Source organism: Peteryoungia wuzhouensis (assembly GCF_003205195.1).
Taxonomy (GTDB): domain Bacteria; phylum Pseudomonadota; class Alphaproteobacteria; order Rhizobiales; family Rhizobiaceae; genus Allorhizobium; species Allorhizobium wuzhouense.
The window spans coordinates 334,599-358,015 of sequence record NZ_QJRY01000003.1 but is presented as its reverse complement, the minus strand read 5'-3'; the positions used below and the strand labels follow the sequence as shown (position 1 = coordinate 358,015).

General features: G+C 59.7%; 24 protein-coding genes and 1 tRNA gene. 17 read left to right on the top strand and 8 right to left on the bottom strand.

The features are described 5' to 3' along the window. Nucleotides 1-20: 20 nt before the first annotated feature. On the top strand, nt 21-1,031 hold the full coding sequence (locus tag DMY87_RS10850; RefSeq protein ID WP_110791309.1) for an aldose epimerase family protein: 1,011 nt from the start codon (nt 21-23) through the stop codon (nt 1,029-1,031). Between the two features lie 2 nt (nt 1,032-1,033). Here DMY87_RS10850 and DMY87_RS10845 read toward each other — a convergent pair whose 3' ends face one another. Further along, nucleotides 1,034-1,801: an SDR family NAD(P)-dependent oxidoreductase gene (locus tag DMY87_RS10845; protein WP_110791308.1), complete on the bottom strand. Its 768-nt coding sequence runs from the start codon at nt 1,799-1,801 to the stop codon at nt 1,034-1,036. A gap of 85 nt (nt 1,802-1,886) precedes the next feature. After that, nucleotides 1,887-1,961: transfer RNA gene (locus DMY87_RS10840), tRNA-Gly, on the bottom strand. Nucleotides 1,962-2,236: 275 nt separating this feature from the next. Here DMY87_RS10840 and DMY87_RS10835 point away from each other — a divergent pair. The 4 genes from DMY87_RS10835 to DMY87_RS10820 all read left to right on the top strand — a co-directional run bounded on the left by DMY87_RS10835 (nt 2,237) and on the right by DMY87_RS10820 (nt 4,746). Next, on the top strand, nt 2,237-2,740 hold the full coding sequence (locus DMY87_RS10835) for a prolyl-tRNA synthetase associated domain-containing protein (RefSeq protein WP_110791307.1): 504 nt from the start codon (nt 2,237-2,239) through the stop codon (nt 2,738-2,740). A 62-nt stretch (nt 2,741-2,802) separates the two neighbouring features. Continuing rightward, nucleotides 2,803-3,777, top strand: a complete 975-nt coding sequence (gene trxA / locus DMY87_RS10830) for a thioredoxin (protein ID WP_110791306.1) — start codon at nt 2,803-2,805, stop codon at nt 3,775-3,777. Nucleotides 3,778-3,863: 86 nt separating this feature from the next. Continuing rightward, nucleotides 3,864-4,541: an LON peptidase substrate-binding domain-containing protein gene (locus DMY87_RS10825; RefSeq protein ID WP_110791305.1), complete on the top strand. Its 678-nt coding sequence runs from the start codon at nt 3,864-3,866 to the stop codon at nt 4,539-4,541. A 7-nt stretch (nt 4,542-4,548) separates the two neighbouring features. Beyond that, nucleotides 4,549-4,746: a Trm112 family protein gene (locus DMY87_RS10820; RefSeq protein ID WP_110791304.1), complete on the top strand. Its 198-nt coding sequence runs from the start codon at nt 4,549-4,551 to the stop codon at nt 4,744-4,746. A 30-nt stretch (nt 4,747-4,776) separates the two neighbouring features. Here the strand turns inward: DMY87_RS10820 and DMY87_RS10815 are convergent, their stop codons facing one another. Next, complete coding sequence (locus tag DMY87_RS10815; protein WP_280953042.1) at nt 4,777-6,069, bottom strand: ubiquinone biosynthesis hydroxylase; 1,293 nt, start codon at nt 6,067-6,069, stop codon at nt 4,777-4,779. 5 nt (nt 6,070-6,074) lie between these two features. On the opposite strand from DMY87_RS10815, the gene tesB reads away from it, so the two are divergent. From tesB to DMY87_RS10785, 6 genes are all read left to right on the top strand, one after another. Then, on the top strand, nt 6,075-6,959 hold the full coding sequence (gene tesB / locus DMY87_RS10810) for an acyl-CoA thioesterase II (protein WP_110791302.1): 885 nt from the start codon (nt 6,075-6,077) through the stop codon (nt 6,957-6,959). Nucleotides 6,960-7,175: 216 nt separating this feature from the next. Beyond that, nucleotides 7,176-7,526, top strand: a complete 351-nt coding sequence (locus tag DMY87_RS10805; RefSeq protein WP_162750542.1) for a P-II family nitrogen regulator — start codon at nt 7,176-7,178, stop codon at nt 7,524-7,526. 27 nt (nt 7,527-7,553) lie between these two features. After that, complete coding sequence (locus DMY87_RS10800; RefSeq protein WP_110791301.1) at nt 7,554-8,915, top strand: ammonium transporter; 1,362 nt, start codon at nt 7,554-7,556, stop codon at nt 8,913-8,915. A 198-nt stretch (nt 8,916-9,113) separates the two neighbouring features. Further along, nucleotides 9,114-11,765 (top strand): FtsK/SpoIIIE family DNA translocase, encoded by a 2,652-nt coding sequence (locus DMY87_RS10795; protein WP_110791300.1) that lies wholly within the window; start codon nt 9,114-9,116, stop codon nt 11,763-11,765. A 129-nt stretch (nt 11,766-11,894) separates the two neighbouring features. After that, the gene (locus DMY87_RS10790) at nt 11,895-12,551 is read left to right on the top strand and encodes an outer membrane lipoprotein carrier protein LolA (protein WP_110791468.1); all 657 of its coding nucleotides are present in this window, start codon (nt 11,895-11,897) and stop codon (nt 12,549-12,551) included. Nucleotides 12,552-12,675: 124 nt separating this feature from the next. Next, nucleotides 12,676-13,482, top strand: a complete 807-nt coding sequence (locus DMY87_RS10785) for an exodeoxyribonuclease III (RefSeq protein ID WP_110791299.1) — start codon at nt 12,676-12,678, stop codon at nt 13,480-13,482. Between the two features lie 8 nt (nt 13,483-13,490). On the opposite strand, the gene DMY87_RS10780 is transcribed toward DMY87_RS10785, so the two are convergent. Then, a complete protein-coding gene (locus tag DMY87_RS10780; protein ID WP_110791298.1) occupies nt 13,491-13,946 on the bottom strand; it encodes a cyclic nucleotide-binding domain-containing protein in 456 nt (151 codons plus the stop codon). A gap of 128 nt (nt 13,947-14,074) precedes the next feature. Then, a complete protein-coding gene (locus DMY87_RS10775; protein WP_110791297.1) occupies nt 14,075-14,758 on the bottom strand; it encodes a response regulator transcription factor in 684 nt (227 codons plus the stop codon). Nucleotides 14,759-14,904: 146 nt separating this feature from the next. Here DMY87_RS10775 and DMY87_RS10770 point away from each other — a divergent pair, with 146 nt between their 5' ends. Beyond that, a complete protein-coding gene (locus DMY87_RS10770; protein ID WP_110791296.1) occupies nt 14,905-15,438 on the top strand; it encodes a L,D-transpeptidase family protein in 534 nt (177 codons plus the stop codon). Between the two features lie 154 nt (nt 15,439-15,592). Next, a complete protein-coding gene (locus tag DMY87_RS10765; protein ID WP_110791295.1) occupies nt 15,593-16,423 on the top strand; it encodes an aldo/keto reductase in 831 nt (276 codons plus the stop codon). Nucleotides 16,424-16,481: 58 nt separating this feature from the next. Here DMY87_RS10765 and DMY87_RS10760 read toward each other — a convergent pair whose 3' ends face one another. Continuing rightward, complete coding sequence (locus DMY87_RS10760; protein WP_110791294.1) at nt 16,482-16,988, bottom strand: nuclear transport factor 2 family protein; 507 nt, start codon at nt 16,986-16,988, stop codon at nt 16,482-16,484. A gap of 220 nt (nt 16,989-17,208) precedes the next feature. Between DMY87_RS10760 and DMY87_RS10755 the strand changes: the two genes are divergently transcribed. Together DMY87_RS10755 and DMY87_RS10750 are read left to right on the top strand one after the other, a co-directional pair. Then, nucleotides 17,209-18,006: a basic amino acid ABC transporter substrate-binding protein gene (locus DMY87_RS10755; RefSeq protein WP_110791293.1), complete on the top strand. Its 798-nt coding sequence runs from the start codon at nt 17,209-17,211 to the stop codon at nt 18,004-18,006. Between the two features lie 37 nt (nt 18,007-18,043). Continuing rightward, a complete protein-coding gene (locus tag DMY87_RS10750; RefSeq protein ID WP_110791292.1) occupies nt 18,044-18,865 on the top strand; it encodes an amino acid ABC transporter permease in 822 nt (273 codons plus the stop codon). 9 nt (nt 18,866-18,874) lie between these two features. Here DMY87_RS10750 and ppk2 read toward each other — a convergent pair whose 3' ends face one another. After that, nucleotides 18,875-19,780, bottom strand: a complete 906-nt coding sequence (ppk2, locus tag DMY87_RS10745) for a polyphosphate kinase 2 (protein WP_110791291.1) — start codon at nt 19,778-19,780, stop codon at nt 18,875-18,877. A 364-nt stretch (nt 19,781-20,144) separates the two neighbouring features. On the opposite strand from ppk2, the gene leuC reads away from it, so the two are divergent. Together leuC and DMY87_RS10730 are read left to right on the top strand one after the other, a co-directional pair. Then, nucleotides 20,145-21,554, top strand: coding sequence for a 3-isopropylmalate dehydratase large subunit (gene leuC / locus DMY87_RS10735; protein ID WP_110791289.1), 1,410 nt, complete (start codon nt 20,145-20,147; stop codon nt 21,552-21,554). A 196-nt stretch (nt 21,555-21,750) separates the two neighbouring features. Continuing rightward, a complete protein-coding gene (locus DMY87_RS10730) occupies nt 21,751-22,581 on the top strand; it encodes a DMT family transporter (RefSeq protein ID WP_110791288.1) in 831 nt (276 codons plus the stop codon). A gap of 105 nt (nt 22,582-22,686) precedes the next feature. Here DMY87_RS10730 and rplS read toward each other — a convergent pair whose 3' ends face one another. After that, complete coding sequence (gene rplS / locus DMY87_RS10725; protein WP_110791287.1) at nt 22,687-23,220, bottom strand: 50S ribosomal protein L19; 534 nt, start codon at nt 23,218-23,220, stop codon at nt 22,687-22,689. Nucleotides 23,221-23,417 lie beyond the last annotated feature (197 nt).

Below are 23,417 nucleotides of genomic sequence, written 5' to 3'. Positions count from 1 at the left end.
CTCGGTGAGGAAACGACAGGATGACGAAATCAGTATTCGGCGCAATGCCCACAGGAGAGGCCGTCGAGAAGGTGGTGTTGACGGGGGGAGGCCTGACGGCTTCGATCATCACCTTTGGCGCCGTGTTGCAGGATCTTCGTCTCGACGGACATGATGCGCCGCTGGTTCTCGGCTTCGAAAACCTTGCAGACTATCTCGCTCATTCGCCCTATTTCGGTGCGACCCCCGGCCGTTGTGCCAACCGCATTGGTGACGGGCGTTTCACGCTTGATGGTGTCGATTACCAGCTGGAGCTGAATGAGAAAGGCATCACTCACCTGCATGGTGGTTCGGACGGGATGGGGCGTCAGAACTGGATGATCCTCGACCATGGGTCCAATTTTGTCGTGATGGAGGTTGTCGATTCGGATGGTCGATCCGGTTATCCCGGTACGGCAAGGATCCGCGCGACGTTCTCACTTAAGGAGGGCGGCGTCTTCTCCGCTCTTTATGAGACGGTTGCCGATAAGCTGACCATCGCCAATGTCTGCCACCACGCCTATTTCAATCTCGACGGTCGGGCCGATATTCTGGGCCACGACCTGATGATTGCTGCTGACCACTACACGCCCGTAGACGGACGCCTCATTCCCACTGGCGAAGTCCGCTCTGTCGAAAACACGGCCTTTGATTTCCGCGAGATGCGGCCAATCCGTCTCGACGTGGAGGGAGATCAGTTCGGCTATGACCACAACTTCTGCCTCTCAAGCTCCCGCACGGCCAAGAGAAGCGTCGCACTGGCACGGAGCGTGAATTCCGGTGTGTCGATGGAGGTTCTGACGACAGAGCCCGGCGTCCAGTTCTACGCCGGTGTCTATCTCGATGTGTCCGTCCCCGGTCTTGATGGGCGCAGGTACGGGCCCTATGCCGGGTTCTGCCTCGAAACACAGATCTGGCCCGACGCGGTTAATCACGCCGCCTTCCCGACCAGCGTCCTGCGACCGGGCGAGGTGCTGCGCCAGGAGACGGACTACGTGTTTTCGAAGAATTGAGGTCAGATGGCCGTGAAGCCGTTGTCGACGAAGAGGTGGACGCCGTTGACGAATTGCGATTCGTCACTGGCAAGGTAGAGGGCGGCGCGCGCGACGTCCTCTGGCTCGCCGATGCGACCCTGCTGAGCGGCAATCGCGGCTTCGGAGACGTCGACACCGTGCGCCGTCAGTTCCGCTACTTCCCGCAGACCGTGCGGCGTGCGGATGAAACCGGGGCAGACAGCATTGCAGCGGATATTGCGGTCTCGGAATTCCACCGCGATCGCCCGCGCAAACATGTGTACGGCGCCCTTGGTCGTGTCATAGAGGACCTCCATGGGGGTCGCCGCCACTGCCGAGATCGAAGATGTGCAGACGATCGAGCCGCCTCCTGCTGCAATCATGCCCGGCAATACTGCGCGGGTCATCAGGAACATTGAGCGGACGTTGACCGCATGCAGCCAGTCCCATTCCTCCAGGGTTGTTTCCAGGAAAGGTTTGATGACGATGGTGCCGGCATGGTTGAAGAGGACTGTAACAGGGCCCAGGGCTCCCTCCACCGCTTTGACTGCGGCGTTCACCTGCTCTTCGTCTGACACGTCCGCCTGAAAGACCTCGGCGATTCCGCCCGATGCGTGAATCTCTTGCGCTGTTTCCTCGGCGGCTGATCTGTTCCGGTCGACGATCGCGACCTTGGCGCCTTCGCTGGCAAACAGCTTGGACGATGCGCCTCCCATGCCGGTCGCCCCGCCCGAGATAATTGCCACTTTTCCAGCCAGACGTCCTGCCATGTCGTATCTCCCAATGGTTGGGCAGAATAGACAACGGGACGCCGTGGCGTGTCCAGTCAGTCTCTGATCAGTTCGGAAGAGAAAATGGAGCGGGTGAAGCGATTCGAACGCTCGACCCCAACCTTGGCAAGGTTGTGCTCTACCCCTGAGCTACACCCGCTCATAACCGCGATCCTGGGGTAGTGTCTGGATCGTGGGCCGTCCGTCTTGCGGCGACGGGCGGTATATGGCCCAATCGATTTTCAAATGCAACAGGGAAATGACGAGTCAGCACGAAAAAAAATCGAAAAGGTCGCAACGGGCTGACAAAGCTCAGCTTTTCCGGGCTTTTCGGGGGCCGAGAACGTTGCATGACGTTGATCCTGCGCCTATTGCTCAGAGGGAAACCCAGCAATTGGGCCGAATGTGCCCGGACAATCCATAGCGAGGCCAGACATGACGACACCCAGAACGGCGGATGATCTCTTCCGCTTTCTCGATGAACTCGGAATTGCCCATACGACGAAGACTCATCCACCCGTCTTCACCGTTGCCGAGTCTGTTTCCTTGCGTGACGAAATCCCCGGCGGTCACACCAAGAACCTTTTCCTCAAGGACAAGAAGGACAATTTCTTCCTTTTGACCGTCGAGGAAAATGCCTCGGTCGACCTGAAGGGCGTGCATGCGATCATCGGTGCTGCCAGCAAGGTTTCCTTCGGCAAGCCTGAGAAGCTCATGGAGTATCTCGGTGTGGTTCCAGGATCCGTCACCGCGCTCGGGGCGATCAACGATACCGGGAAAAACGTTACTTTCGTGCTCGACCAGGACCTGATGGAGCATGACATCATCAACTGCCATCCCCTGTCCAACGATGCCACCACATCGATCGGTCGCGACGACTTGATCCGCTTCATGGAGGCGACAGGGCATACGCCGCTTGTCTTGAAAGTTACGGCCTGACATACGATCTTAGCGGCAAGGATGGCGGCTTCTTGAGGTCGCGAAACAGGCGGAGATACACGATGAGCGACTACGGCAATCCCTACGGTGGCTATGGCAACCAGACGATGACAGCCAAGGCACAGTTCGGCGATGCGCCTCAGAGTCCTCCCCCGGCTGGCGAACTCATCAAGGACACGACGACAGCGAACTTCGCTCGTGATGTCATGGACGAATCACGCAACCAGCCGGTTCTCGTTGATTTCTGGGCGCCATGGTGCGGTCCCTGCAAGCAGCTGACGCCTGTGATTGAAAAGGCCGTCAAGGACGCCGGTGGCCGCGTCAAGCTGGTGAAGATGAACATCGACGATCATCCTTCTGTCGCCGGGCAACTGGGTATCCAGTCGATTCCGGCGGTTGTCGCTTTCGTCAATGGACGCCCCGCCGACGGCTTCATGGGCGCGCTGCCGGAGAGCCAGGTGAAAGCCTTCATCGACAAGATCGCCGGTCCGGCGGGTGCCGATCAGGCTGCCGAGATTGCGGCGGTGCTCGAAGAGGCTTCTGGTCTTCTTTCGACCGGGGATATCGACGGCGCAGCCCAGCTCTTTGCCGCGATCTTGCAGGCTGACCCCGATAACGTTCAGGCGATTGCCGGTCTGGCCGATTGCATGATCGGCGCCAATGAACATCAACGGGCGCGCGGACTGTTGACCCAGTTGCCTGAGGAACTTTCCAAAGCGCCGGAGGTGCAGGCACTGCTTACGCGTCTCGATCAGATCGACGAGGCGCGTAAGCTCGGCGATCCCGTGGCGCTCGAACACACGCTTTCTCTGCATCCCGATGACCACGAGGCGCGCATGAAGCTCGCCAAGATCCGCAATGTGGAAGGCCGTCGCGAGGAAGCGGCAGAACATCTGCTGCTCATCATGAAGCGTGATCGGACGTTCGACGACGACGGTGCCCGCAAGCAGCTCCTGCAGTTCTTCGAGGTCTGGGGTCCGAAGGATCCGGCAACGGTCATGGCGCGGAGAAAGCTCTCGTCGATCCTCTTTTCGTGAGCCGCTGCCGGCCTTGAGTTTTGGCCGACGCGACCCAGATAGAAGCAGGAAAGAACGCCGGAATTTTCCGGACAGGATGTGCTTCGATGCAAGTGGGAAATGCCAGATATCTGACTGCGGAAGATCTACCCGAAACGGTGCCGGTCTTTCCGATTTCCGGTGCGTTGCTTCTGCCGGGCGGGCAATTGCCGCTGAATATTTTCGAGCCGCGGTATCTCGCGATGCTCGACGCGGCCATGGCCGGAAACCGCTTGACCGGCATGATCCAGCCGGCATTGACGGAAGTGCAGGCGGATATTCTGCCGGAGCGTCCGGCGTTGGCGCCCGTCGGGTGCATCGGCCGCGTTACGTCTTTTACGGAGACTGGCGACGGTCGCTACATCGTGTCGCTCGCTGGCGTCTGCCGCTTCCGGCTTCTGGATGAGGTGGCGAGTTCCAAGCCTTATCGCAGCTTCCATATTGCGCCCTTTGTGGCCGACCTCACCTCTTCGGAAGACGAGATGCAGGTCGACCGTTCCGGACTTCTGTCGGCGTTTCGGGCCTATCTCGAAGCCAACAAGCTCGAAGCGGACTGGGAAAGCGTCGAGCGGGCGTCGAACATCACGCTGGTGAACTCCCTGTCAATGATGTCGCCGTTCGGCCCGGCGGAAAAGCAGGCGCTGCTTGAGGCGCCTGATCTCAAGACACGCGCCGAAACGCTTATTGCCATCACGGAAATCGTGCTCGCCCGGAATTTCGGCGAGGGCGATACCATGCTTCAATAGGTGCAGGATGGATGACAAGACGATCAGCCTGGTCGATCCGAAGATGCTGGAGCTGCTTGTCTGCCCCTTGACCCAAGGGGTGCTCAAGTTCGACCGTGAAAAGAATGAGCTCGTTTCTGAAAAGGCGCGGCTCGCCTATCCGATTCGCGATGGAATCCCCATCATGCTGGTTTCCGAAGCACGCAAGATTGAAATGCCGATCTGACTTGGAATGGCGGCCGGTGGGCCGCCCTCCTCAGATCTGTTGGCCTGCGAGCAGGCGCGGGTTGTTGCGCCCCGCAGAGCCCGCCGCTTCGCGAATGAAATAGTTCTTCAGCGCCGGGAGCCCTTCGACTATGCCGAGGCCGAAATCCCGCAACACTCTGATTGGCGTGACGTCGTTGGAAAACAGGCGATTGAGTACGTCGGTCGTGACACCCATGCGGAAGGTGTCGAACCGCCGCCAGATCTGATAACGCTCCAGCACGTTGATCGAACCGATATCCAGCCCAAGTCGATCGGCTTCGACGACGGTTTCGGCCAGTGCAGCAACGTCCTTGAAGCCGAGGTTGAGTCCTTGTCCGGAAATTGGATGGATGCCGTGTGCTGCATCGCCTGCCAGTGCCAGGCGTGGGGCAATGAAAGCCCGTGCCAGGGTCAGGCCGAGCGGGAAGGCGCGGCGGTCGGGGGTTGCGCGGATCGTGCCGAGCTTATGCCCGAAGCGCCGTTCGAGTTCGGCCTCGAACACCAGGTCATCGGATGCCACCAGGCGATCCGCATCCTCGGTCCGTTCCGTCCAAACCAGCGAAGAGCGATTGCCTTTCAGTGGCAGAATGGCAAAGGGGCCGGCTGGCAGGAAGTGCTCCTCTGCTATGCCCTCATGTGGTCGTTCATGCTCGACTGTCGTCACAATGCCCGACTGCCCATACTGCCAGGTAACCGTCTTGATGCCAGCGAGATCCCTGAGTTTGGAGCGGACACCGTCGCAGGCCACAATAAGCCGGGCGTTCAGCTTGCTGCCATCAGAAAGAGTGAGTTCAGCGGAAGGGCCCGTGTCGCGAAAATCCGTGGCGCGAAGGCCGTGGCGAATCGTAATGCCACGGTCGGTACATGCCCCCCTCAGTGCCGCGACCATGCTGACGTTCGGAATCATATGGGCGAAGGGGCGACCGTCTTCGACAGCACCGTCAAAGGTCAGGAAGACTGGGCGCACGGGATCAGAGGTTTTCGAATCGGTCACGATCATTCGGTTGATGGGTTGCGCATCCGGCTCGATGCGGTCCCAGATGCCGAAGACATCGAGCATTTTGGTCGCGGCCGATATGATCGCCGAGGCGCGGGGATCCTTCTTCCAGGCATCTTCGGGGGCCGCCTCGATCACTTCCACAGCCAGATGCGGCGCGGCCTGCTTGATCGAGACTGCAACGGAAAGACCGACATAGCCACCGCCGACGACAACCACATCCAGCATGGCGAAATCCTTTGCTCTTGTAGACGCTAGGTCTCCTATATAGATCAGCCTTGAACGGGTGCCTATAAGCGGAGCCATGCATTATGTCGCAGCCAGCCGAACAGACGAAGCCGATGCAGGACCTGATCGGGCGCCTAGACCTGGAAAAGCTTGAGGAAAACCTGTTTCGCGGCAGCAGCCCGCAAAATGGCTGGCAACGGGTTTTCGGTGGTCTCGTCATTGCGCAGGCGTTGATGGCGGCTCAGCGTACGGTCGATCTCGACCGGTTCGTGCACTCGCTGCATGCCTATTTCATGCGTCCCGGCGACCCTTCGATCCCGATCGTCTATCAGGTCGAGCGCATTAGAGACGGTGCTTCGTTCACCACGCGGCGTGTCGTCGCAATCCAGCACGGCAAGGCCATCTTTTCCATGTCGGCCTCCTTCCAGCTGGAAGAGCCAGGCTTCGACCATCAGATCGGCATGCCCGACGTGCCTCCCCCGGAGCAACTGATGGGTGAGGCGGAGTTTCGGGCGGCATTCCTTGCCCAGGCGCCCGATACGGTCAAGAAATACTGGGGGCGTGAGCGTCCCATCGAGATTCGCCCGACGTCGCTCGTGCATTATCTGTCGAAGGAAAAGCTGGAGCCCGAGGCGCATATCTGGGTCCGTGCTTCGGGCATCGTGCCGGATGAGAGGCACTATCAGGCGGCGATTCTTGCCTATCTCTCGGATATGACTCTCCTCGATACCTCGCTTTACGCCCACGGTACGTCCATTTTCGATCCTGAACTCCAGGTCGCCAGTCTCGACCATGCCATGTGGTTTCACCGTCCCTGCCGTCTGGACGACTGGTTGCTCTACACCCAGGACAGCCCGAGCGCCGCAGGCGCTCGAGGGATGACGCGTGGCAGCATTTTTACCCGTGAAGGCCATCTCGTAGCCTCGGTTGCGCAAGAGGGCCTGATCCGCAAACGGGCAAATGGCTAAACTGTCATCAAAATCGAAAAGCTGCATAATTTTTGTGCGCACATTGTGCGCTCATCTGCACGTTTATTAGCGCCGCTTTACGAAACCTTTACTTTTCAATAGGTTGCTGGTCGTCATCAAACTGGCACGCCATTTGAATGTCCCTGCTCGGTCGCTAGCGAAACAGTTCCTGCCGGCGGCAAGGAGAGTCGGCTCCGCGCCGAGGACAAGCAAAGGATGGGAAACCAGATGAAGATTGTGATGGCTATCATCAAGCCGTTCAAACTGGACGAGGTGCGCGAAGCGCTGACGGCTGTGGGGATCCAGGGCCTGACCGTGACCGAGGTCAAGGGTTATGGGCGCCAGAAGGGACATACCGAGATCTACCGCGGCACCGAATACGCCGTGAGCTTTCTGCCGAAACTGAAGATCGAGATCGCCGTCTCCACCGAACTGGCGGACAAGGCTGTCGAAGCGATTGCTTCCTCCGCCAAGACCGGACAGATCGGCGACGGCAAGATCTTTGTCTACTCGATCGATCAGGCCGTGCGCATCCGCACCGGCGAAACCAATACCGAAGCTCTGTAAGAACGGCTGTTAGGGGAGTTGTTACTGATGTCATTTGCCAAGTTGAATTCCAATCTCGTGCGCCTTGGCGCCGCGTCGGCAGCCCTGCTGGCGCCGGCTATCGCCTTTGCGCAGGAAGCTGCACCGGCCGCCGCAGCTGCGGCAGCTGCTGCCCCTGTTCCGAACAAGGGCGACACCGCCTTCATGTTCCTGTGCACCATCCTGGTCCTGTTCATGCTGGTCCCGGGCCTGGCCCTCTTCTACGGCGGTCTCGTTCGCGCCAAGAACATGCTGTCCGTACTGATGCAGTGCACGGTCATCGGTTCGGCGATCATGCTTGTCTGGGTTGTCTACGGTTACTCGTTCGCCTTTGGCGGTTCGACGAACGCCTTTTTCGGCGGCTTCGGTAAGATGTTCCTCGCCGGCGTTACGCCGGACAGCACCGCGGCGACCTTCTCCGACGCCGTCATTCCGGAATACATCTTCATGCTCTTCCAGATGACCTTCGCCGCCATCACGCCGGCCCTGATCGTCGGTGCCTTTGCTGAACGTATCAAGTTCTCGGCTGCAGTTCTGTTCTGCCTTCTCTGGGTCACTTTCGTCTATTTCCCGATCGCCCATATGGTATGGGACGCCAATGGTCTGATCTTCGGATGGGGCGCGCTCGACTTCGCAGGCGGTACCGTCGTTCACATCAATGCCGGTGTTGCCGGTCTGATCGGCGCGATCATGGTCGGCAAGCGTACCGGCTACGGCAAGGATATGATGGCTCCGCATTCAATGACGCTGACGCTCGTCGGTGCTGCAATGCTCTGGGTGGGTTGGTTCGGCTTCAACGCTGGCTCCAACCTCGAAGCTTCGGGCGGTGCGATGCTCGCCACAGTCAACACCTTCATCGCGACCGCTGCTGCCGTCGTCTCGTGGGTTCTGGTTGAAGCCTTCACCCGCGGCAAGGCCTCGATGCTCGGCGCCGCTTCGGGCATGATCGCCGGCCTCGTTGCCATCACCCCGGCTGCCGGCATTGCCGGTCCGATGGGTGCCATCGTCATGGGCCTGATCGTGTCGCCGCTGTGCTACTTCTTTGTGGCTGTGGTGAAGAACAAGTTCGGCTACGACGACAGCGCCGACGTCTTCGGCGTACACGGCATCGGTGGCCTCTTCGGCGCTCTGGCAACCGGCATCTTCGCGTCGGCCTCGCTGGGGGGCATCGGCTATGCAGAAGGTGTGACCATGGCTGGTCAGTTCATTACCCAGCTGAAGGCCGTCATCGTTACCCTGCTGTGGTGCGGCATCGGTTCGATCATCCTCTACAAGATCGTCGACGTCGTCGTCGGCCTGCGCGTCCCGGTCGAAGCCGAGCGCGAAGGTCTGGACCTCGCATCGCATGGCGAGGCTGCCTATCACAGCTGATCTGCGATCAAGCGATCCCAAAAATGCGAGCGCCCGGGCTTCATGCCCGGGCGTTTTGCGTTTCAGCGCCGCCGCATCGATTCCATGCATGGTTAATGCGCCATTAACCGACCGTACCTTAGGGTGAGGACTGGCCATGATGGTGCTACGTCTGCAGCACCTTGGGCCCACACGCCAACAGGACGGACATCGAGACACATGAGCAGAGGCCATTCGACAGCGCTTCCGGATCATCCGACCCGATTTGCGTTCACCGCATTCCTGTTTCGACAGCTGTTCGCTTTGCTCGGCTTCGCTCTTTTCTTCGCACTCGTTCTGGCGGTCGCTGCATTGGCAACCTGGAACGTGTCTGACCCCAGCCTGTCCTATGCGACCGAAAATCCGCCGACCAATATGCTCGGCCTGTCCGGTGCCGTGTTTGCCGATCTCATGATGCAGTTCTTCGGGCTTGGCAGCCTGCTCGCCCTCCTGCCGGTGCTGGCCTGGTCGTTTGCGCTGATCGGTGGGCGGAGACTGCACCGGATACCGGCGCGAATCGCTGCCTGGCTTGCGGGCGCTCTGGTGGCTGCGGCTGCCGTTGGCTGTTTTCCCCCGCCGACAACCTGGCCGTTGCCGAGCGGCACCGGCGGCGTTCTCGGCGACCTCATCCTGCGCTTTCCGGCACTCTTTATCGGCGCTTATCCAACCTCGACCTTTGCCATGGTGCTTGGCACCATCCTGGCGCTTCCGGCGGCCTGGCTTCTTCTGTTCGCTGCAGGGATAATTGGCAAAGCGCCAGAGGTTTCAGACCAGGATGCCGTGCCTGCAAAGATTTCGCCGAAGACCAAGGTTGAGCCCAACCCGCTAGATGAGGACGAGGAGGATGAAGACCAAGGTCCGCTGTCGCTCTATCTCGGTGCTTTTACTCACAACTGGTATCTGATGCGGGGCCGCATGCGTCGCCTCTTCGGCATCAAGTCTCCGGACCGCCATTCGCGCGAATTCGACCAACCGTATGATTTCAACGATGATGAATTTGGCACGCTGAATGAGCCGGTGCGTGCCAAGCCGCCGGTGTTGAACAACCGGGTCGAGCCGGTTCTCGACGGTGCACCTGCTCGCGCGACTGGTCGTTCTATTGTGTCTCCTCCGCCGATGTCGAGCAGCGCGTTCGATGATGACGAGGACGACTTCGATATCGATGATATGCCACGGCCGTCTGGCATTCTGCCGGACGACCGCGGACGTCCTGTGGCTCCGGCCCGTGGCGTTGCGGGATCGCCCCGCGTTGCGGCCCCTGCCGCTCGGCCGAAGGCAGGCGCCCGTGTGGAACGCGATGCGCAGGGCTCTCTGTTGAAGCCAGACGGCTTTCAGCTTCCATCGGTTCATCTGCTGGCCGAGCCGCGCGCCGTCACACGTGACGCGACGCTCTCGGCCGAAGCGCTCGAACACAACGCCCGCCTGCTCGAGGGCGTGCTCGACGATTTCGGGGTCAAGGGCGAGATCATCCATGTCCGCCCCGGGCCCGTCGTCACGCTTTACGAACTGGAGCCTGCGCCGGGTATCAAATCGTCCCGCGTCATCGGCCTTGCCGATGACATTGCCCGCTCGATGAGCGCGATCGCGGCTCGCGTTGCCGTCGTTCCCGGTCGCAACGCGATCGGCATCGAATTGCCGAACCAGACCCGCGAAACCGTCTATCTGCGCGAACTGATCGCGTCGCGCGACTTCGATGGCAACAAGGCGAAGCTGGCCATGGCGCTTGGCAAGACGATCGGCGGCGAGCCGGTGGTCGCCGATCTCGCGAAAATGCCGCATCTTCTCGTCGCCGGTACGACGGGTTCCGGTAAGTCGGTGGCGATCAATACGATGATCCTGTCGCTACTCTACAAGATGACGCCGGAACAGTGCCGCCTGATCATGATCGACCCGAAGATGCTCGAACTTTCGGTCTATGACGGCATCCCGCATCTCCTTTCTCCCGTTGTCACCGATCCGAAGAAGGCTGTGGTCGCGCTCAAATGGACCGTGCGCGAGATGGAAGAGCGCTACAAGAAGATGTCGAAGATCGGTGTGCGCAACATCGACGGCTTCAATGCCCGCGTCGCGCAGGCCCAGGAGAAGGGCGAGGTTCTGACCCGGACCGTCCAGACCGGCTTCGACCGTCAGACGGGCGAGGCAATTTACGAGACGGAAGAATTCGATCTTCAGCCGATCCCCTATATCGTCGTGATCATCGACGAGATGGCCGACCTGATGATGGTTGCGGGCAAGGATATCGAAGGGGCCGTTCAGCGACTTGCCCAGATGGCGCGTGCCGCCGGCATCCACGTCATCATGGCGACCCAGCGTCCCTCCGTCGACGTCATCACCGGAACGATCAAGGCCAACTTCCCGACCCGTATTTCCTTCCAGGTGACGTCTAAGATCGACAGTCGGACGATCCTGGGCGAACAGGGCGCAGAGCAGCTGCTTGGCATGGGCGACATGCTCTACATGGCCGGTGGCGGTCGCATTCAGCGCGTCCATGGTCCGTTTGTCTCCGACCACGAGGTCGAGGAGATTGTCGCCTACCTCAAGACCCAAGGTTCGCCGCAGTATCTGGAAGCCATCACCATCGATGATGAAGATGACGAGGATGGCGGGGGCCCGGCCGGGACCGGCAATCTGGCGGATTCGGACGATCCCTACGATCAGGCCGTGGCGATCGTCCTGAGGGACGGAAAGGCTTCCACCTCCTATGTTCAGCGTCGTCTGGGCATTGGCTATAACCGCGCCGCTTCACTGATCGAGCGCATGGAGAAGGAGGGCATCATTGGCCCTGCCAACCATGCCGGAAAACGCGAAATCCTGGTGCCGACGGAAGAGTGATCTTCCGGATGATCGCTCTCAAATGGAACAACGAGCGGTCTGGACGAGTTGCCGCAGCGGCATAGGCGATCACGGCCATGAAGCCGCCGCCTTTTTCGGCAAGACCGAGAGCATATGAAGGAGTATCGCATGATTGACAAAACTGAACGCGATGCCGGGATGCCGGTGCTGGCCAACCGTCGCCAGTTCGTGCTGGGAACCGCCGCATTCATGGCATGCGCGGCCCTGCCGTTTCCCAGCTTTGCCGCAACCAACGCAGCCCAGCAGATTGCCGACCATTTCTCCAGCGTGAAGACCATGATGGGCGAGTTCGTGCAGTTCGGTCCGCGCGGTGAACAGACCGGCGGCAAGTTCTTCATCGAGCGGCCAGGCAAGCTTCGCTTCAACTACGAGAAGCCCTCGCCGATGCGAGTCATCTCGGATGGCAAGAACGTGGTCATCGGCAATACCAAGCTGAAGACCTGGGATCTCTATCCGCTGTCGAAGACACCGCTGAGTCTTCTTCTGGCCGACAGGATCGATCTCGGCAACAAGCTGGTTCGCGACGTCAAGGAAGAGGCGGACCTGACGACCATCGTGCTTGGTGACCGGACGATCTTCGGCGATTCGACGATCACGCTGATGTTCGATCCGAAGAATTTCGAACTCCGGCAGTGGACGATTACCGATGTGCAGAAGAAGGACACCTCGGTGATGATCTTCAATGTGCAAAACGGTGTCCAGCTTGATCCCTCCGTCTTTGAGATCCCTTACGCTGAAGTGCATGGGCAGAAGCGCGGCGGCTGAACGCTTTCGTGGCTTGCTGAATTGTGGAGAAGGCGGTGCGGGCAAACCCTCGCACCGCCTTTTTCTGTTCAGGTCGGCGGTTTTGCCATAAGAGGCAAGAGTAACCGACAAGAACAGGCGCCCCATGACCCTTGCGATCACCACCTGGAACATCAATTCCGTGCGGCTGCGCCTGCCCATTGTCGAGGATTTTCTCCGCCGGACGAACCCCGATATTCTGTGCCTGCAGGAGATCAAGTGCCAGAACGACCAGTTTCCGGTCGAGCAGATTGCGGCGCTGGGCTACTCCAACATCGTGATTCATGGCCAGAAGGGCTATCACGGGGTTGCCATCTGCTCGAAGCTGCCGCTGACGGAAGACCACCGGCAGGATTATTGCGGTGTCGGCGATAGCCGGCACATTTCCGCGATCTTTGAATGGGCGGGACGGCGGATCCGCCTTCATAACTTCTACGTGCCTGCGGGCGGCGACGAGCCGAACCGCGAGATCAATCCGAAATTCGGCCACAAACTCGATTTCATTGAGGAGATGAAGGCGCTGTCGGCAGAAGCGGAAGTTGGCACTGGCGCAATCCTGGTCGGTGACCTGAATATTGCACCGCTGGAACACGATGTATGGTCTCACAAGCAGATGCTCAAGATCGTAAGCCACACGCCGGTGGAGACCGAAGGGCTGCTGGAGGTGATGCGGCAGGGTGCCTGGGTTGATCTGATGCGTCAGCATGTGCCGGCATCCGAAAAGCTCTACACGTGGTGGAGTTATCGCGCCAAGGATTGGGCTGCTGCCGATCGTGGCCGTCGCCTCGATCACATCTGGTCATCCGCTGATCTTTCGCCGCTTCTATCGCGGATCGATATCCTGAAGGAAGCGCGCGGCTGGACCCAGCCATCCGACCATGTTCCCGTAACGGCGTATTTCAAGGCTGCATAGTCGGCTATCTAGCTGAATTTTGGCGCCAGTGCCGCAGAGCCGTCCATCAGGTCTCCCAGCGACTTGCGGATCCGGGTTTCCACATGCCGTGCCATGCTAGGATATTCCTCCAGCAGGCGGTGGAAGAGCGAGCGCGTCACGCGGATGACATCGACATCTTCCGCTGCGACCGCCGTGAACTTGCGCTCTACCATGGTGACCAGTGCCAGTTCCGAGAGCATCACACCCGGTCCGACGCTCGCTTCGAGCTTCGGCTTGCCGTCGCGGCCGATGATAAAGAGATCGAGCTTGCCGCGCACCACGACATAGGCGCATTCGGCGGGGGATTTTTCACGGAAAAGAGCCTGTCCCGACGCGACCTGTCGATGTTCGGCGCCGAAGGCGATCAGGCGGATCTGGTCTGTATCGAGACCGGAAAACAGCGGTACAGCCGAGAGAAGCTCGATATCGTCGCTGAGAGCCATGCACGTCCCCTATTCGTCGCCCAGCCGGCGCCTACGCCGTGCCTGACGTCAGTCCTAACGCAAAACGGGGACGGACACGACCCTCCGGTCAGTCTCATCCCCGTCTGTCATTGGGCGGTCCTGAACCTTCAGGGTACGATCTTGTAGCCGCCGTTTTCCGTTACCAGAATCTCGGCATTTGACGGATCGCGCTCGATCTTCTGGCGAAGCCGGTAGACATGGGTTTCCAGCGTGTGGGTCGTCACACCGGAATTGTAGCCCCATACCTCTTCAAGCAGAACGTCGCGGGTCACGACTTTCTGGCCGGCGCGATAGAGGTAGCGGATGATTGCGGACTCTTTCTCCGTCAGGCGAATTTTCTTACCGTCTTCGGTCGTCAGCAACTTCTGGCTCGGCTTGAAAAGATAGGGTCCCACGCCGAAGGTTGCGTCCTCGCTTTGCTCGTATTGGCGAAGCTGGGCGCGGATGCGCGCAAGCAGAACGGCGAAGCGGAAGGGCTTGGTCACGTAGTCGTTGGCCCCGGCTTCGAGACCCAGAATGGTGTCTGAATCGGTGTCGTGACCGGTCAGCATGATCACTGGTGATTTGAAGCCGCCCTTGCGCAGCAGCTTCACCGCTTCCCGGCCGTCCATGTCCGGCAGGCCGACGTCCATGATCATCAGGTCAACCTGCGCGGTCTTGGCTGTCTGCATGGCGCGCGCCGCATTGCTTTCCTGAAGCAGCGAAAACTCGTCATAGAGCGAAAGCTGCTCCACCAGGATCTGCCTCAGATCATCGTCGTCATCCACCAGCAGAATGGTCCGCGTCGTCATTCGTCATCCTTCCAGAGTGGTCCATCGCGGCGCTTGTTGCACCGTTGAAGGCCATGTAAGCCTAGGCCGCAGGCATTGAAGTGCTATGAATACAACATTCTTCACGAACAAGGCAAAATCTCGTGAGCAGCAGGCCGAAAGCCTCGATGAAACAAGGAAAAACCATCGCAAAATTGGTGGTGCGTGCCGCGCCGCTTGATGCCAGACGTGCGATCCTGCAGGCCGGGAGCCTCCGCATACCAGCTGCAATCGGTCGCAGCGGTCGCACGAGCCACAAGCGGGAAGGGGATGGGGCGACGCCAATTGCCACCATGCCGCTGCGCTTTGCCTATCATCGCGGAGACCGGATATCCTTCCTTCGCACCCCACTGCCACTCTCGCGTGTTCGAGAGACAATGCTGTGGTGTGACGCGCCGGACCATCCGAGTTACAATCGACCGGTCAGTGCTCCATTCCAGGCAAGCCACGAAAAGCTCGCTCGCGATGACCGGCTCTACGATGTCTGTGTGGTGATGGACTGGAACATGCGGACCAGAAAACGGGGCTGCGGTTCGGCAATCTTCTTTCATATCGCCCGCCCCGACTATGCGCCGACCGAAGGCTGCGTCGCGATCAGCTCCCGTGACATGCAACGCCTTCTGCCGCATCTGGGTCCAAATACGCGGCTTCAGGTTCTCTGATGCTCCCCGCGTAAAATCACGCGCCGCAGTCTTTCAATGCTGGTGAAGCTCCCTACCTTAACCACGCGTGTCCAGGCCTCATGCCTGCAGAGCCCGTCCGTCACCTGCGGACCAGCGTTCCCCCGCCTTCGAATTTGTTTTGGAGATTCCCATCATGACCGAACAATCATTTATTTCCCTCAATGACGGCAACACCATCCCCCAGGTCGGCCTTGGGGTCTGGCAGACGCCGAACGATGAAGCAGCACCGGCCGTCAAGGCTGCGCTCGATGCGGGGTACCGGCATGTCGATACAGCTGCGGTCTACGAGAACGAAGAAGGCGTTGGCGAAGGCATCCGGCGTTCTGGACTCGACCGGAAGGACGTCTTTCTCACGACCAAGCTCTGGAACAACGATCAGGGCTACGAGCAAACCCTCAAGGCCTTTGATGCGAGCCTGAAGCGGCTCGGGACCGACTATGTGGATCTCTACCTCATTCATTGGCCCTCAGCGTATCGTGGCCTGTTTGTCGACACCTGGAAGGCCTTCGTGAAGCTCCGGGAGGAGGGGCGGGCAAAGTCAATCGGTGTGTCGAATTTCTATCCGGAGCATATCGAGCGGATCGTTGCCGAGACGGGCGTGGTGCCGGTGCTCAACCAGATCGAGCTGCACCCCGATTTCCAGCAGCGCGAGGCTCGAGCCTTCCACGAAAAGCACAAGATCGCGACGCAGTCCTGGAGCCCTCTTGGCCAAGGCAAGCTGCTGGATCATCCGGAAATCGGGAAAATTGCCGAGCGCCTCGGGCGCACACCGGCGCAGGTTGTCATCCGCTGGCACATCGACAACGGTCTGATCGTCATTCCGAAGTCGGTGACGCCATCGCGCATCATCGAGAATTTCAAGGTCTTCGATTTCAAGCTTTCCGCCGAGGATTTGCAGGTGTTCGGTCGGCTGGATCATGCCGGAGCCCGCATCGGGCCAGATCCGCAGACCGCCACCTTCTGAGTTCGAACCAAACTCAAATGGAGGCTGCGCCGCAATCTACGGCGCAGCCTCATTTTTTCTACTCTTTAACGGCAGCATCCCAATGTTCGTCGGCTTTGCCGTCGACGATCCGCCAGGTGTCATACCAGGTGGTTGTGTAAGTCTTGGTCGGATCCTGCGGATCCTTTTCCTCCCGGACGGTCGCGACGGTGACGAGATCACCCTCAGCGGTTACGAAGACGACAGGAGTCGTCAGCTTGTCCGGGATCGGCTTCTTTTCGACCTTCACCACGTTTGTAAAGAAGTTCACCACCGTGTCGCGCCCCGAGGGGACCGTGGGATTGTGTTGCAGGTAGCGTTCGCTCAGGAATTGGTCGGCCTTGTCCCAATGGCCCGCTTCCAGCAGGTCGCGCATGATGTGGTAGACCACCTGCTTGTTGGCATTCAATGCCGGGTCTGGGCTGGTGAAAAGCGCCTCTTTGTCGGCGGCGGCGACGACAGCCTCCTGTGCATGGGCTGCGGGCGAGGCCGCAAGCGGCGCAAGGAGGCCGAGCGACATCAGGACATATGCGGTTCTTCCAATCATGGGATCATCCTTCAGAGGGTTGGAGAGTACACATATGTTCCACGTGCCTCCGGTCAAAGGAGGCAGATTTTTCTGTGCTGGTCTGGAATACAGAACTACGCTTCGGTTCGCTTCTGTTAAAGTGTCAAGGTGATGGCCGGAACGGAACCGCTCCGGCTGGTCCCTTGCCAGCAGGGAACAAGATGTGACACTCTGCACCCTTACGATTTCGGAGGTTTCCATGCTGTTTCGCCGCGCTTTGCTCGCCGGTCTGTCCACTCTCGCGCTTCTGCCTTTTGTCGCCCATGCCGAAGCCCTGCCGGATCTCGGCGGAAAGTCTGTGGTCGTCGTGACGGAAAATGCCTATCCGCCGCTGCAATTCGTCGACCCGAAGACCGGCCAGCCGATCGGCTGGGAATATGATGCGATGAACGAGATCGCCAAGCGGCTGAACTTCAAGGTGGAATATCAGAACACCTCGTGGGATGCGATGATCCAGGCGGTGTCCGACAACCAGTACAACATCGGCATGACTGGTATCACCATCAAGGATGACCGGAAAGAGAAGGTTGATTTCTCCGATCCGTACATGCGTTCGCAGCAGCTGATGCTGGTTCGCGGGGACGAAACCCGCTTCACCGATGCCAAGAGCTTTGCAGCACTGGAAAGTGGTCTCGTTGGCGCACAGCCGGGCACGAGCCCGTTCTATACGGCTGTTTACGAGGTTCTGGACGGCAATGAGCAGAACCCGCGCATCAAGCTGTTCGAGACCTTCGGTGCAACGGTGCAGGCTCTGAAAGCTGGTGATGTTGATCTCGTCCTGACCGACAGCACAGCCGGAAACGGTTATGTCGCGGCCTCCAATGGCGCCCTGAAGATCGTGGGCGAGCCGCTCGGCACCGAAGATTTCGGCTTCATCTTCCCGAAGGGCTCCGATCTGGTGGCGCCGGTCAATGCGGCAATCGCGGCCCTCAAGGCTGACGGCACGCTGGATGCCCTGAACAAGAAGTGGTTCCTCGACTACAAGATGGGCGAATGAGCCCCTTGGCCGCCCCTGTCCCGAAGGTCAGCGGCTGATGGCGTTCCAAACTTTGCCCCAGGGTGATCCGAAGGGCGACCGGCCGTGGTGGCTGGTCGCCTTCGTCGTGTTGGCTGTTGCGCTGGGTTTGGTCATTTTCGTCAGTGAACTCTACGCTCAGGTTTTCAATACGGTGGTAAAGGGGCTTGGCGTCACGGTTTTCGTGACGCTGGTCGGATTTCTGCTGGCTGCGGCCTTGGGTCTTCTTGTCGCCCTTCTCGGCATGTCCGACAGTCGGATCCTGCGCCAGATGGCCCGCTTCTATGTCGAAGTGGTGCGCGGCATTCCGATCCTGGTTCTGTTGTTCTATGTCGCCTTTGTCGGTGCGCCAGCCTTCGTTGCGGCATTCAATCTGCTTGTCAGTCCGCTGATCAATGCGGGCTTGGTCGAGCCCATGGTCGTTCGCGATTTTTCCCTGATGTGGCGCGCCATCATTGCCTTGATGATCGGCTATTCTGCCTTCATCGCGGAGATCTTCAGGGCCGGTATCCAGTCGATCGACAAGGGGCAGATCGAGGCCGCCAAGGCCCTGGGCTTGAGCCGCAGCCAGCGTTTTCGGCTGGTTGTCTTCCCTCAGGCGATCCGGGTAATCTTCCCGCCGCTCTCGAATGATTTCGTTGCGATGGTCAAGGATTCCTCTCTCGTCTCAGTGCTCGGCGTGGCCGACATTACCCAGATGGGAAAGGTCTACGCCTCGGGCTCCTTCCGCTTCTTCGAAACCTATTCGATCGTCGCCTATGTCTATCTGGTGCTGACGATCGGGTTGTCGATTGTGCTGCGCGACTTCGAGAAGCGGATGCGCAACCGCACGAAGCACTGAGCCGGATCGTCAATAGAGGTCCGGCACGTACATTTCTGGCGGCACCGGATGACGGATGTAATCGGCGTTGCGGACACGGGCCGGCAATTCGATTTCCTGCTTCGGTACGGTTTCATACGGGATCTGCGACAGGAGATGGGCAATCATGTTGAGCCTTGCCTTCTTCTTGTCGACAGCCTGAACCACCCACCACGGCGCTTCGGGAATATGGGTGCGTTCCAGCATGTCTTCCTTCGCCCGGGTATAGGCTTCCCAGTGGACGCGGCTCTGCAGGTCCATCGGTGAGAGCTTCCACTGCTTCAGAGGGTCGTTGATCCGCATCCGGAAGCGAAATTCCTGTTCCTCGTCCGTGATCGAGAACCAGTATTTGAGCAGGATGATCCCCGACCGCACCAGCATACGTTCGAACTCGGGAACCGAGCGGAAAAATTCCTCCAGTTCGTCCTGGGTGCAAAAGCCCATGACCCGTTCGACGCCTGACCTGTTGTACCAGGAGCGATCGAAAAGAACCATTTCGCCGGCGCTCGGCAGGTTCTGCACATAGCGCTGGAAATACCACTGGGTGCGCTCACGCTCTGTCGGTGCGGGCAGGGCCACAACGCGGCAGACGCGGGGATTGAGGCGCTGCGTGACACGCTTGATTGCGCCGCCCTTGCCGGCCGAATCGCGGCCTTCGAACAGCACGACCACCTTGAGCTTCTTGTATTGGACCCAGTCCTGCAGGCGCACCAGTTCGTGCTGCAGCTTGAACAGGTCGCGGAAATAAAGCCTGCGGTCGATTGTCGGCTCCGACATCCCCTCGCTGATGAAATCTTCGATGCGCTCCTCTTCCATCTGGAGCTCCAGTTCCTCGTCGAAGCTGTCGACAATCTCGTTCTTGATGCGGTTCAGGTCGCCCTGGGTCGATGCGGACATCGAGTGATCCTCCGTGTGGTGGTCCACATCAACCACGCTTCGACAAAGCCCGTATGACAGACATGTCACAGAAAGAGGGGGCGTGAAATTTGAGAGGGCTGCGGCGTAGTCTGCCGTCATGGCGAGATTGCCGTTTCGCCTTAAAACTGCTATGGTACGCCCCATGGGATCGAAATTCGGATGCCTCGGAAACCAGTTCATCGTGCTGCAGGATCACAAGCGTCTGCCGGCACGCTTTTTTGCGCGCATTTCCGGCGCACTCGCCAGCCTTCGAGGCTGATTGCGATCCGCCGCTTTCGCGGCATTGACGGCTCCTTCACAAAACCAAGAATTTCCTTTTCCTCAGTCTGGATGGAACGCACCCATGAGCGCACCCCGCACCCTTTACGACAAGATCTGGGACGACCACGTCGTCGATCAGCAGGACGATGGCACCTGTCTTCTCTACATCGACCGTCACCTCGTGCATGAAGTGACTAGCCCGCAGGCTTTCGAAGGCCTGCGCATGACGGGCCGCAAGGTGCGCGCGCCGCAGAAGACGCTGGCCGTGGTCGACCACAATGTGCCGACGTCTCCGGATCGCCACCTCGGCATCAAAAACGAGGAAAGCCGTATTCAGGTCGAGGCACTGGCCAACAATGCCGCAGAATTCGGCGTCGAATATTACTCGGCGAGCGACAAGCGCCAGGGCATCGTGCACATCGTTGGTCCGGAGCAGGGCTTCACGCTGCCGGGTATGACGATCGTCTGCGGTGACAGCCACACTTCCACGCATGGTGCCTTCGGCGCTCTTGCGCATGGCATCGGCACGTCCGAGGTCGAGCATGTGCTCGCGACCCAGACGCTGATCCAGAAGAAGGCCAAGAATATGCTGGTGCGTGTCGACGGCGTTCTGCCCGACCATGTCACTGCCAAGGACATCATCCTCGCCATCATCGGCGAGATCGGCACGGCTGGCGGCACCGGCCATGTCATCGAATTTGCCGGTGAGGCCATCCGCGCGCTGTCGATGGAAGGTCGCATGACCATCTGCAACATGACGATCGAAGGCGGCGCCCGCGCCGGCCTGATCGCGCCTGATGAAAAGACTTTCGAATACATCAAGGGCAAGCCGCGCGCGCCGAAGGGCGAAGCGCTTGAGCAGGCGATTGCCTATTGGAAGACCCTGCACACGGACGAAGGCGCGCATTACGATCGCGTCGTCGTGCTTGACGCCGCCAAGCTGCCGCCGATCGTTTCCTGGGGCTCTTCGCCGGAAGACGTCATCTCGGTTCAGGGCGTGGTGCCGAACCCGGATGAAATCCAGGACGAGAACAAGCGTACCTCCAAGTGGCGTGCACTCGATTATATGGGTTTGACACCTGGAACCAAGATCACCGATATCGCCATTGACCGCGTCTTCATCGGTTCCTGCACCAATGGCCGGATCGAAGATCTGCGCGAAGTGGCCAAGGTCGTTGAAGGCAAGACCGTTGCCCCGACCGTCTCGGCTATGATCGTACCGGGCTCGGGTCTGGTCAAAGAACAGGCGGAAGCTGAAGGTCTGGACAAGATCTTCAAGGCAGCCGGCTTCGACTGGCGTGAGCCGGGCTGCTCGATGTGCCTTGCGATGAACGACGACCGGCTGAAGCCGGGCGAGCGCTGCGCTTCGACCTCGAACCGCAACTTCGAGGGCCGTCAGGGCTTCAAGGGCCGCACTCATCTGGTCTCGCCTGCCATGGCTGCTGCTGCTGCCGTTGCCGGCCATTTCGTCGATATCCGCGACTGGCAGTAAGCCCACTGGAGCTTGCTATGACTTTGGACCGCCCGCCTCGTTGCGGGCGGTTTCTTTTTTGCGTGAAGCGCTTCTCTGGATTGCAACGATGATGGAAGGCGCTATCGTCGCGCTGTCATAAATTTGTCATGCTGCGCTTCCGGATTTTTCTCATGTCATCACCCACCAGCCTTGTCTCCCGCTGCAGGTCGCGGTCGTGAGTACCGTTGCCGTCTGCCTGGCGCTGATCGCGGCGATCCTGCATGCCAGCTGGAATGCCTTCCTGCGCACTGGTGCCGATCGGCTTTGGTCAATCACCATCATGAGCCTTGCCGGCAGCATCATCACGCTGCCCTTTCTCTTGATGTTGCCGTTGCCGGCTGCCCCGGCTTGGCCCTACATTCTGCTCTCGGCCTGCCTCCAGGTCGGCTACAGCCTTTTCCTGGTGGCTGCGTACCGCCACGGAGAACTTGGCCAGGTCTATCCGATCGTGCGCGGCACGGTGCCGCTCCTGGTCACGCTGGGAGGCTTCCTGTTCTTCGGTGAAATCCTCGGACCGTTCCAGACGCTCGGCGTCGTGCTGATCGCTGCCGGCATCATGAGCCTTTCGCTCGGCAAGACGCGGGCCGCGACCTCGTCGATCCTGTTCGCGCTGACCACCGGTCTGATCATCGCCTGTTATTCGACGGTGGATTCGCGTGGCGTGAAGCTGGTTGAGCAGCCGATCTCCTATGCGCTCTGGGTCCTCTTCCTCTTCGGGGTCATGATCACGCTCGCCTATATCGTCACGCGGCGGGGCTTGCGCATCGATCTGCAGGCATCGGCAACCTGGAAGGCTGCCGGTGGCGGTGTCGTGGCGATGCTGGCCTATGGCCTAGTTGTCGTCGCCTACGCCCATGCACCGGCAGGATTGGTGACGGCAGTGCGCGAGACCAGTGTGGTTTTCGCCGTCCTGATCGGCGCTTTGGTGCTGGGCGAGCCACTGACGGTGCGGCGGCTGCTGGCCTGCCTGATTGTCGCCGGTGGTGCGATCAGCGTCAGCCTCTAGACCTCGCATTCACAGACTAAACTATCTCCAGAAACGCAAAAGGCCCGGACGGATCCGGGCCTTCGCGAACGGGATAGAAGGGCGGAGGAACCGCCCCGGATCAGCTTATTCTGCCGATGTTTCTGCTGCGGCGGCTTCAGCGGCAGCGGCCTTTTCGGCGGCTTCAGCTGCTGCCTTTTCGGCGGCCAGTGCCTGTGCTGCTGCAACCTTTTCGGCTTCCAGACGTGCCTTTTCCTCGGCAACGGCGGCGCGCTCGGCGTCGTTCAGCTTGCGGGCGCGGGTGCCGGTGTTCTCGACGATACGAGCCGACTTACCGCGACGATCGCGCAGGTAGTAGAGCTTGGCGCGACGGACCTTACCGCGGCGAACGATTTCGACGCCTTCGACGAGTGGCGAGTAGACCGGGAATACGCGCTCGACGCCTTCGCCGTAGGAGATCTTGCGAACCGTGAAGCTCTCGTTGATGCCGGCGCCCGAACGAGCGATGCAAACGCCTTCATAGGCCTGTACGCGGGTACGGTTGCCTTCCTTGACGGTGACGTTGACGCGCAGCGTGTCGCCCGGGGAGAATTCCGGAAGCTTGCGCTTGGCTTCGATCTTGGCGGCCTGTTCGGCTTCCAGCTGCTGAATGATGTTCATGTCTAACCTCAATTTCTTCTGAAACAGCCAGAGCGCTCAACGATCATCCCTTGGGTCTAGCCTCAGGATCTTGCCTCGAAAGGCGGGAGCGGATACGCGGTTCTTTGTTTTGGCAGACGGGCTTTTGCCCATGTCCGAGGGCGCCATTACACCATGACGGCCTGCTTGTCACCCCTGGTGATGCAAATTCTCCTGAT

What these genes read in the sequence shown, in the direction of transcription:
- DMY87_RS10850 (WP_110791309.1), top strand. Translation starts at nt 21, where the DNA reads ATGACGAAATCAGTATTCGGCGCAATGCCCACAGGAGAGGCCGTCGAG.
- DMY87_RS10845 (WP_110791308.1), bottom strand. Translation starts at nt 1,801, where the DNA reads ATGGCAGGACGTCTGGCTGGAAAAGTGGCAATTATCTCGGGCGGGGCG.
- DMY87_RS10835 (WP_110791307.1), top strand. Translation starts at nt 2,237, where the DNA reads ATGACGACACCCAGAACGGCGGATGATCTCTTCCGCTTTCTCGATGAA.
- trxA (WP_110791306.1), top strand. Translation starts at nt 2,803, where the DNA reads ATGAGCGACTACGGCAATCCCTACGGTGGCTATGGCAACCAGACGATG.
- DMY87_RS10825 (WP_110791305.1), top strand. Translation starts at nt 3,864, where the DNA reads ATGCAAGTGGGAAATGCCAGATATCTGACTGCGGAAGATCTACCCGAA.
- DMY87_RS10820 (WP_110791304.1), top strand. Translation starts at nt 4,549, where the DNA reads ATGGATGACAAGACGATCAGCCTGGTCGATCCGAAGATGCTGGAGCTG.
- DMY87_RS10815 (WP_280953042.1), bottom strand. Translation starts at nt 6,069, where the DNA reads ATGGCTCCGCTTATAGGCACCCGTTCAAGGCTGATCTATATAGGAGAC.
- tesB (WP_110791302.1), top strand. Translation starts at nt 6,075, where the DNA reads ATGTCGCAGCCAGCCGAACAGACGAAGCCGATGCAGGACCTGATCGGG.
- DMY87_RS10805 (WP_162750542.1), top strand. Translation starts at nt 7,176, where the DNA reads ATGGGAAACCAGATGAAGATTGTGATGGCTATCATCAAGCCGTTCAAA.
- DMY87_RS10800 (WP_110791301.1), top strand. Translation starts at nt 7,554, where the DNA reads ATGTCATTTGCCAAGTTGAATTCCAATCTCGTGCGCCTTGGCGCCGCG.
- DMY87_RS10795 (WP_110791300.1), top strand. Translation starts at nt 9,114, where the DNA reads ATGAGCAGAGGCCATTCGACAGCGCTTCCGGATCATCCGACCCGATTT.
- DMY87_RS10790 (WP_110791468.1), top strand. Translation starts at nt 11,895, where the DNA reads ATGATTGACAAAACTGAACGCGATGCCGGGATGCCGGTGCTGGCCAAC.
- DMY87_RS10785 (WP_110791299.1), top strand. Translation starts at nt 12,676, where the DNA reads ATGACCCTTGCGATCACCACCTGGAACATCAATTCCGTGCGGCTGCGC.
- DMY87_RS10780 (WP_110791298.1), bottom strand. Translation starts at nt 13,946, where the DNA reads ATGGCTCTCAGCGACGATATCGAGCTTCTCTCGGCTGTACCGCTGTTT.
- DMY87_RS10775 (WP_110791297.1), bottom strand. Translation starts at nt 14,758, where the DNA reads ATGACGACGCGGACCATTCTGCTGGTGGATGACGACGATGATCTGAGG.
- DMY87_RS10770 (WP_110791296.1), top strand. Translation starts at nt 14,905, where the DNA reads ATGAAACAAGGAAAAACCATCGCAAAATTGGTGGTGCGTGCCGCGCCG.
- DMY87_RS10765 (WP_110791295.1), top strand. Translation starts at nt 15,593, where the DNA reads ATGACCGAACAATCATTTATTTCCCTCAATGACGGCAACACCATCCCC.
- DMY87_RS10760 (WP_110791294.1), bottom strand. Translation starts at nt 16,988, where the DNA reads ATGATTGGAAGAACCGCATATGTCCTGATGTCGCTCGGCCTCCTTGCG.
- DMY87_RS10755 (WP_110791293.1), top strand. Translation starts at nt 17,209, where the DNA reads ATGCTGTTTCGCCGCGCTTTGCTCGCCGGTCTGTCCACTCTCGCGCTT.
- DMY87_RS10750 (WP_110791292.1), top strand. Translation starts at nt 18,044, where the DNA reads ATGGCGTTCCAAACTTTGCCCCAGGGTGATCCGAAGGGCGACCGGCCG.
- ppk2 (WP_110791291.1), bottom strand. Translation starts at nt 19,780, where the DNA reads ATGTCCGCATCGACCCAGGGCGACCTGAACCGCATCAAGAACGAGATT.
- leuC (WP_110791289.1), top strand. Translation starts at nt 20,145, where the DNA reads ATGAGCGCACCCCGCACCCTTTACGACAAGATCTGGGACGACCACGTC.
- rplS (WP_110791287.1), bottom strand. Translation starts at nt 23,220, where the DNA reads ATGAACATCATTCAGCAGCTGGAAGCCGAACAGGCCGCCAAGATCGAA.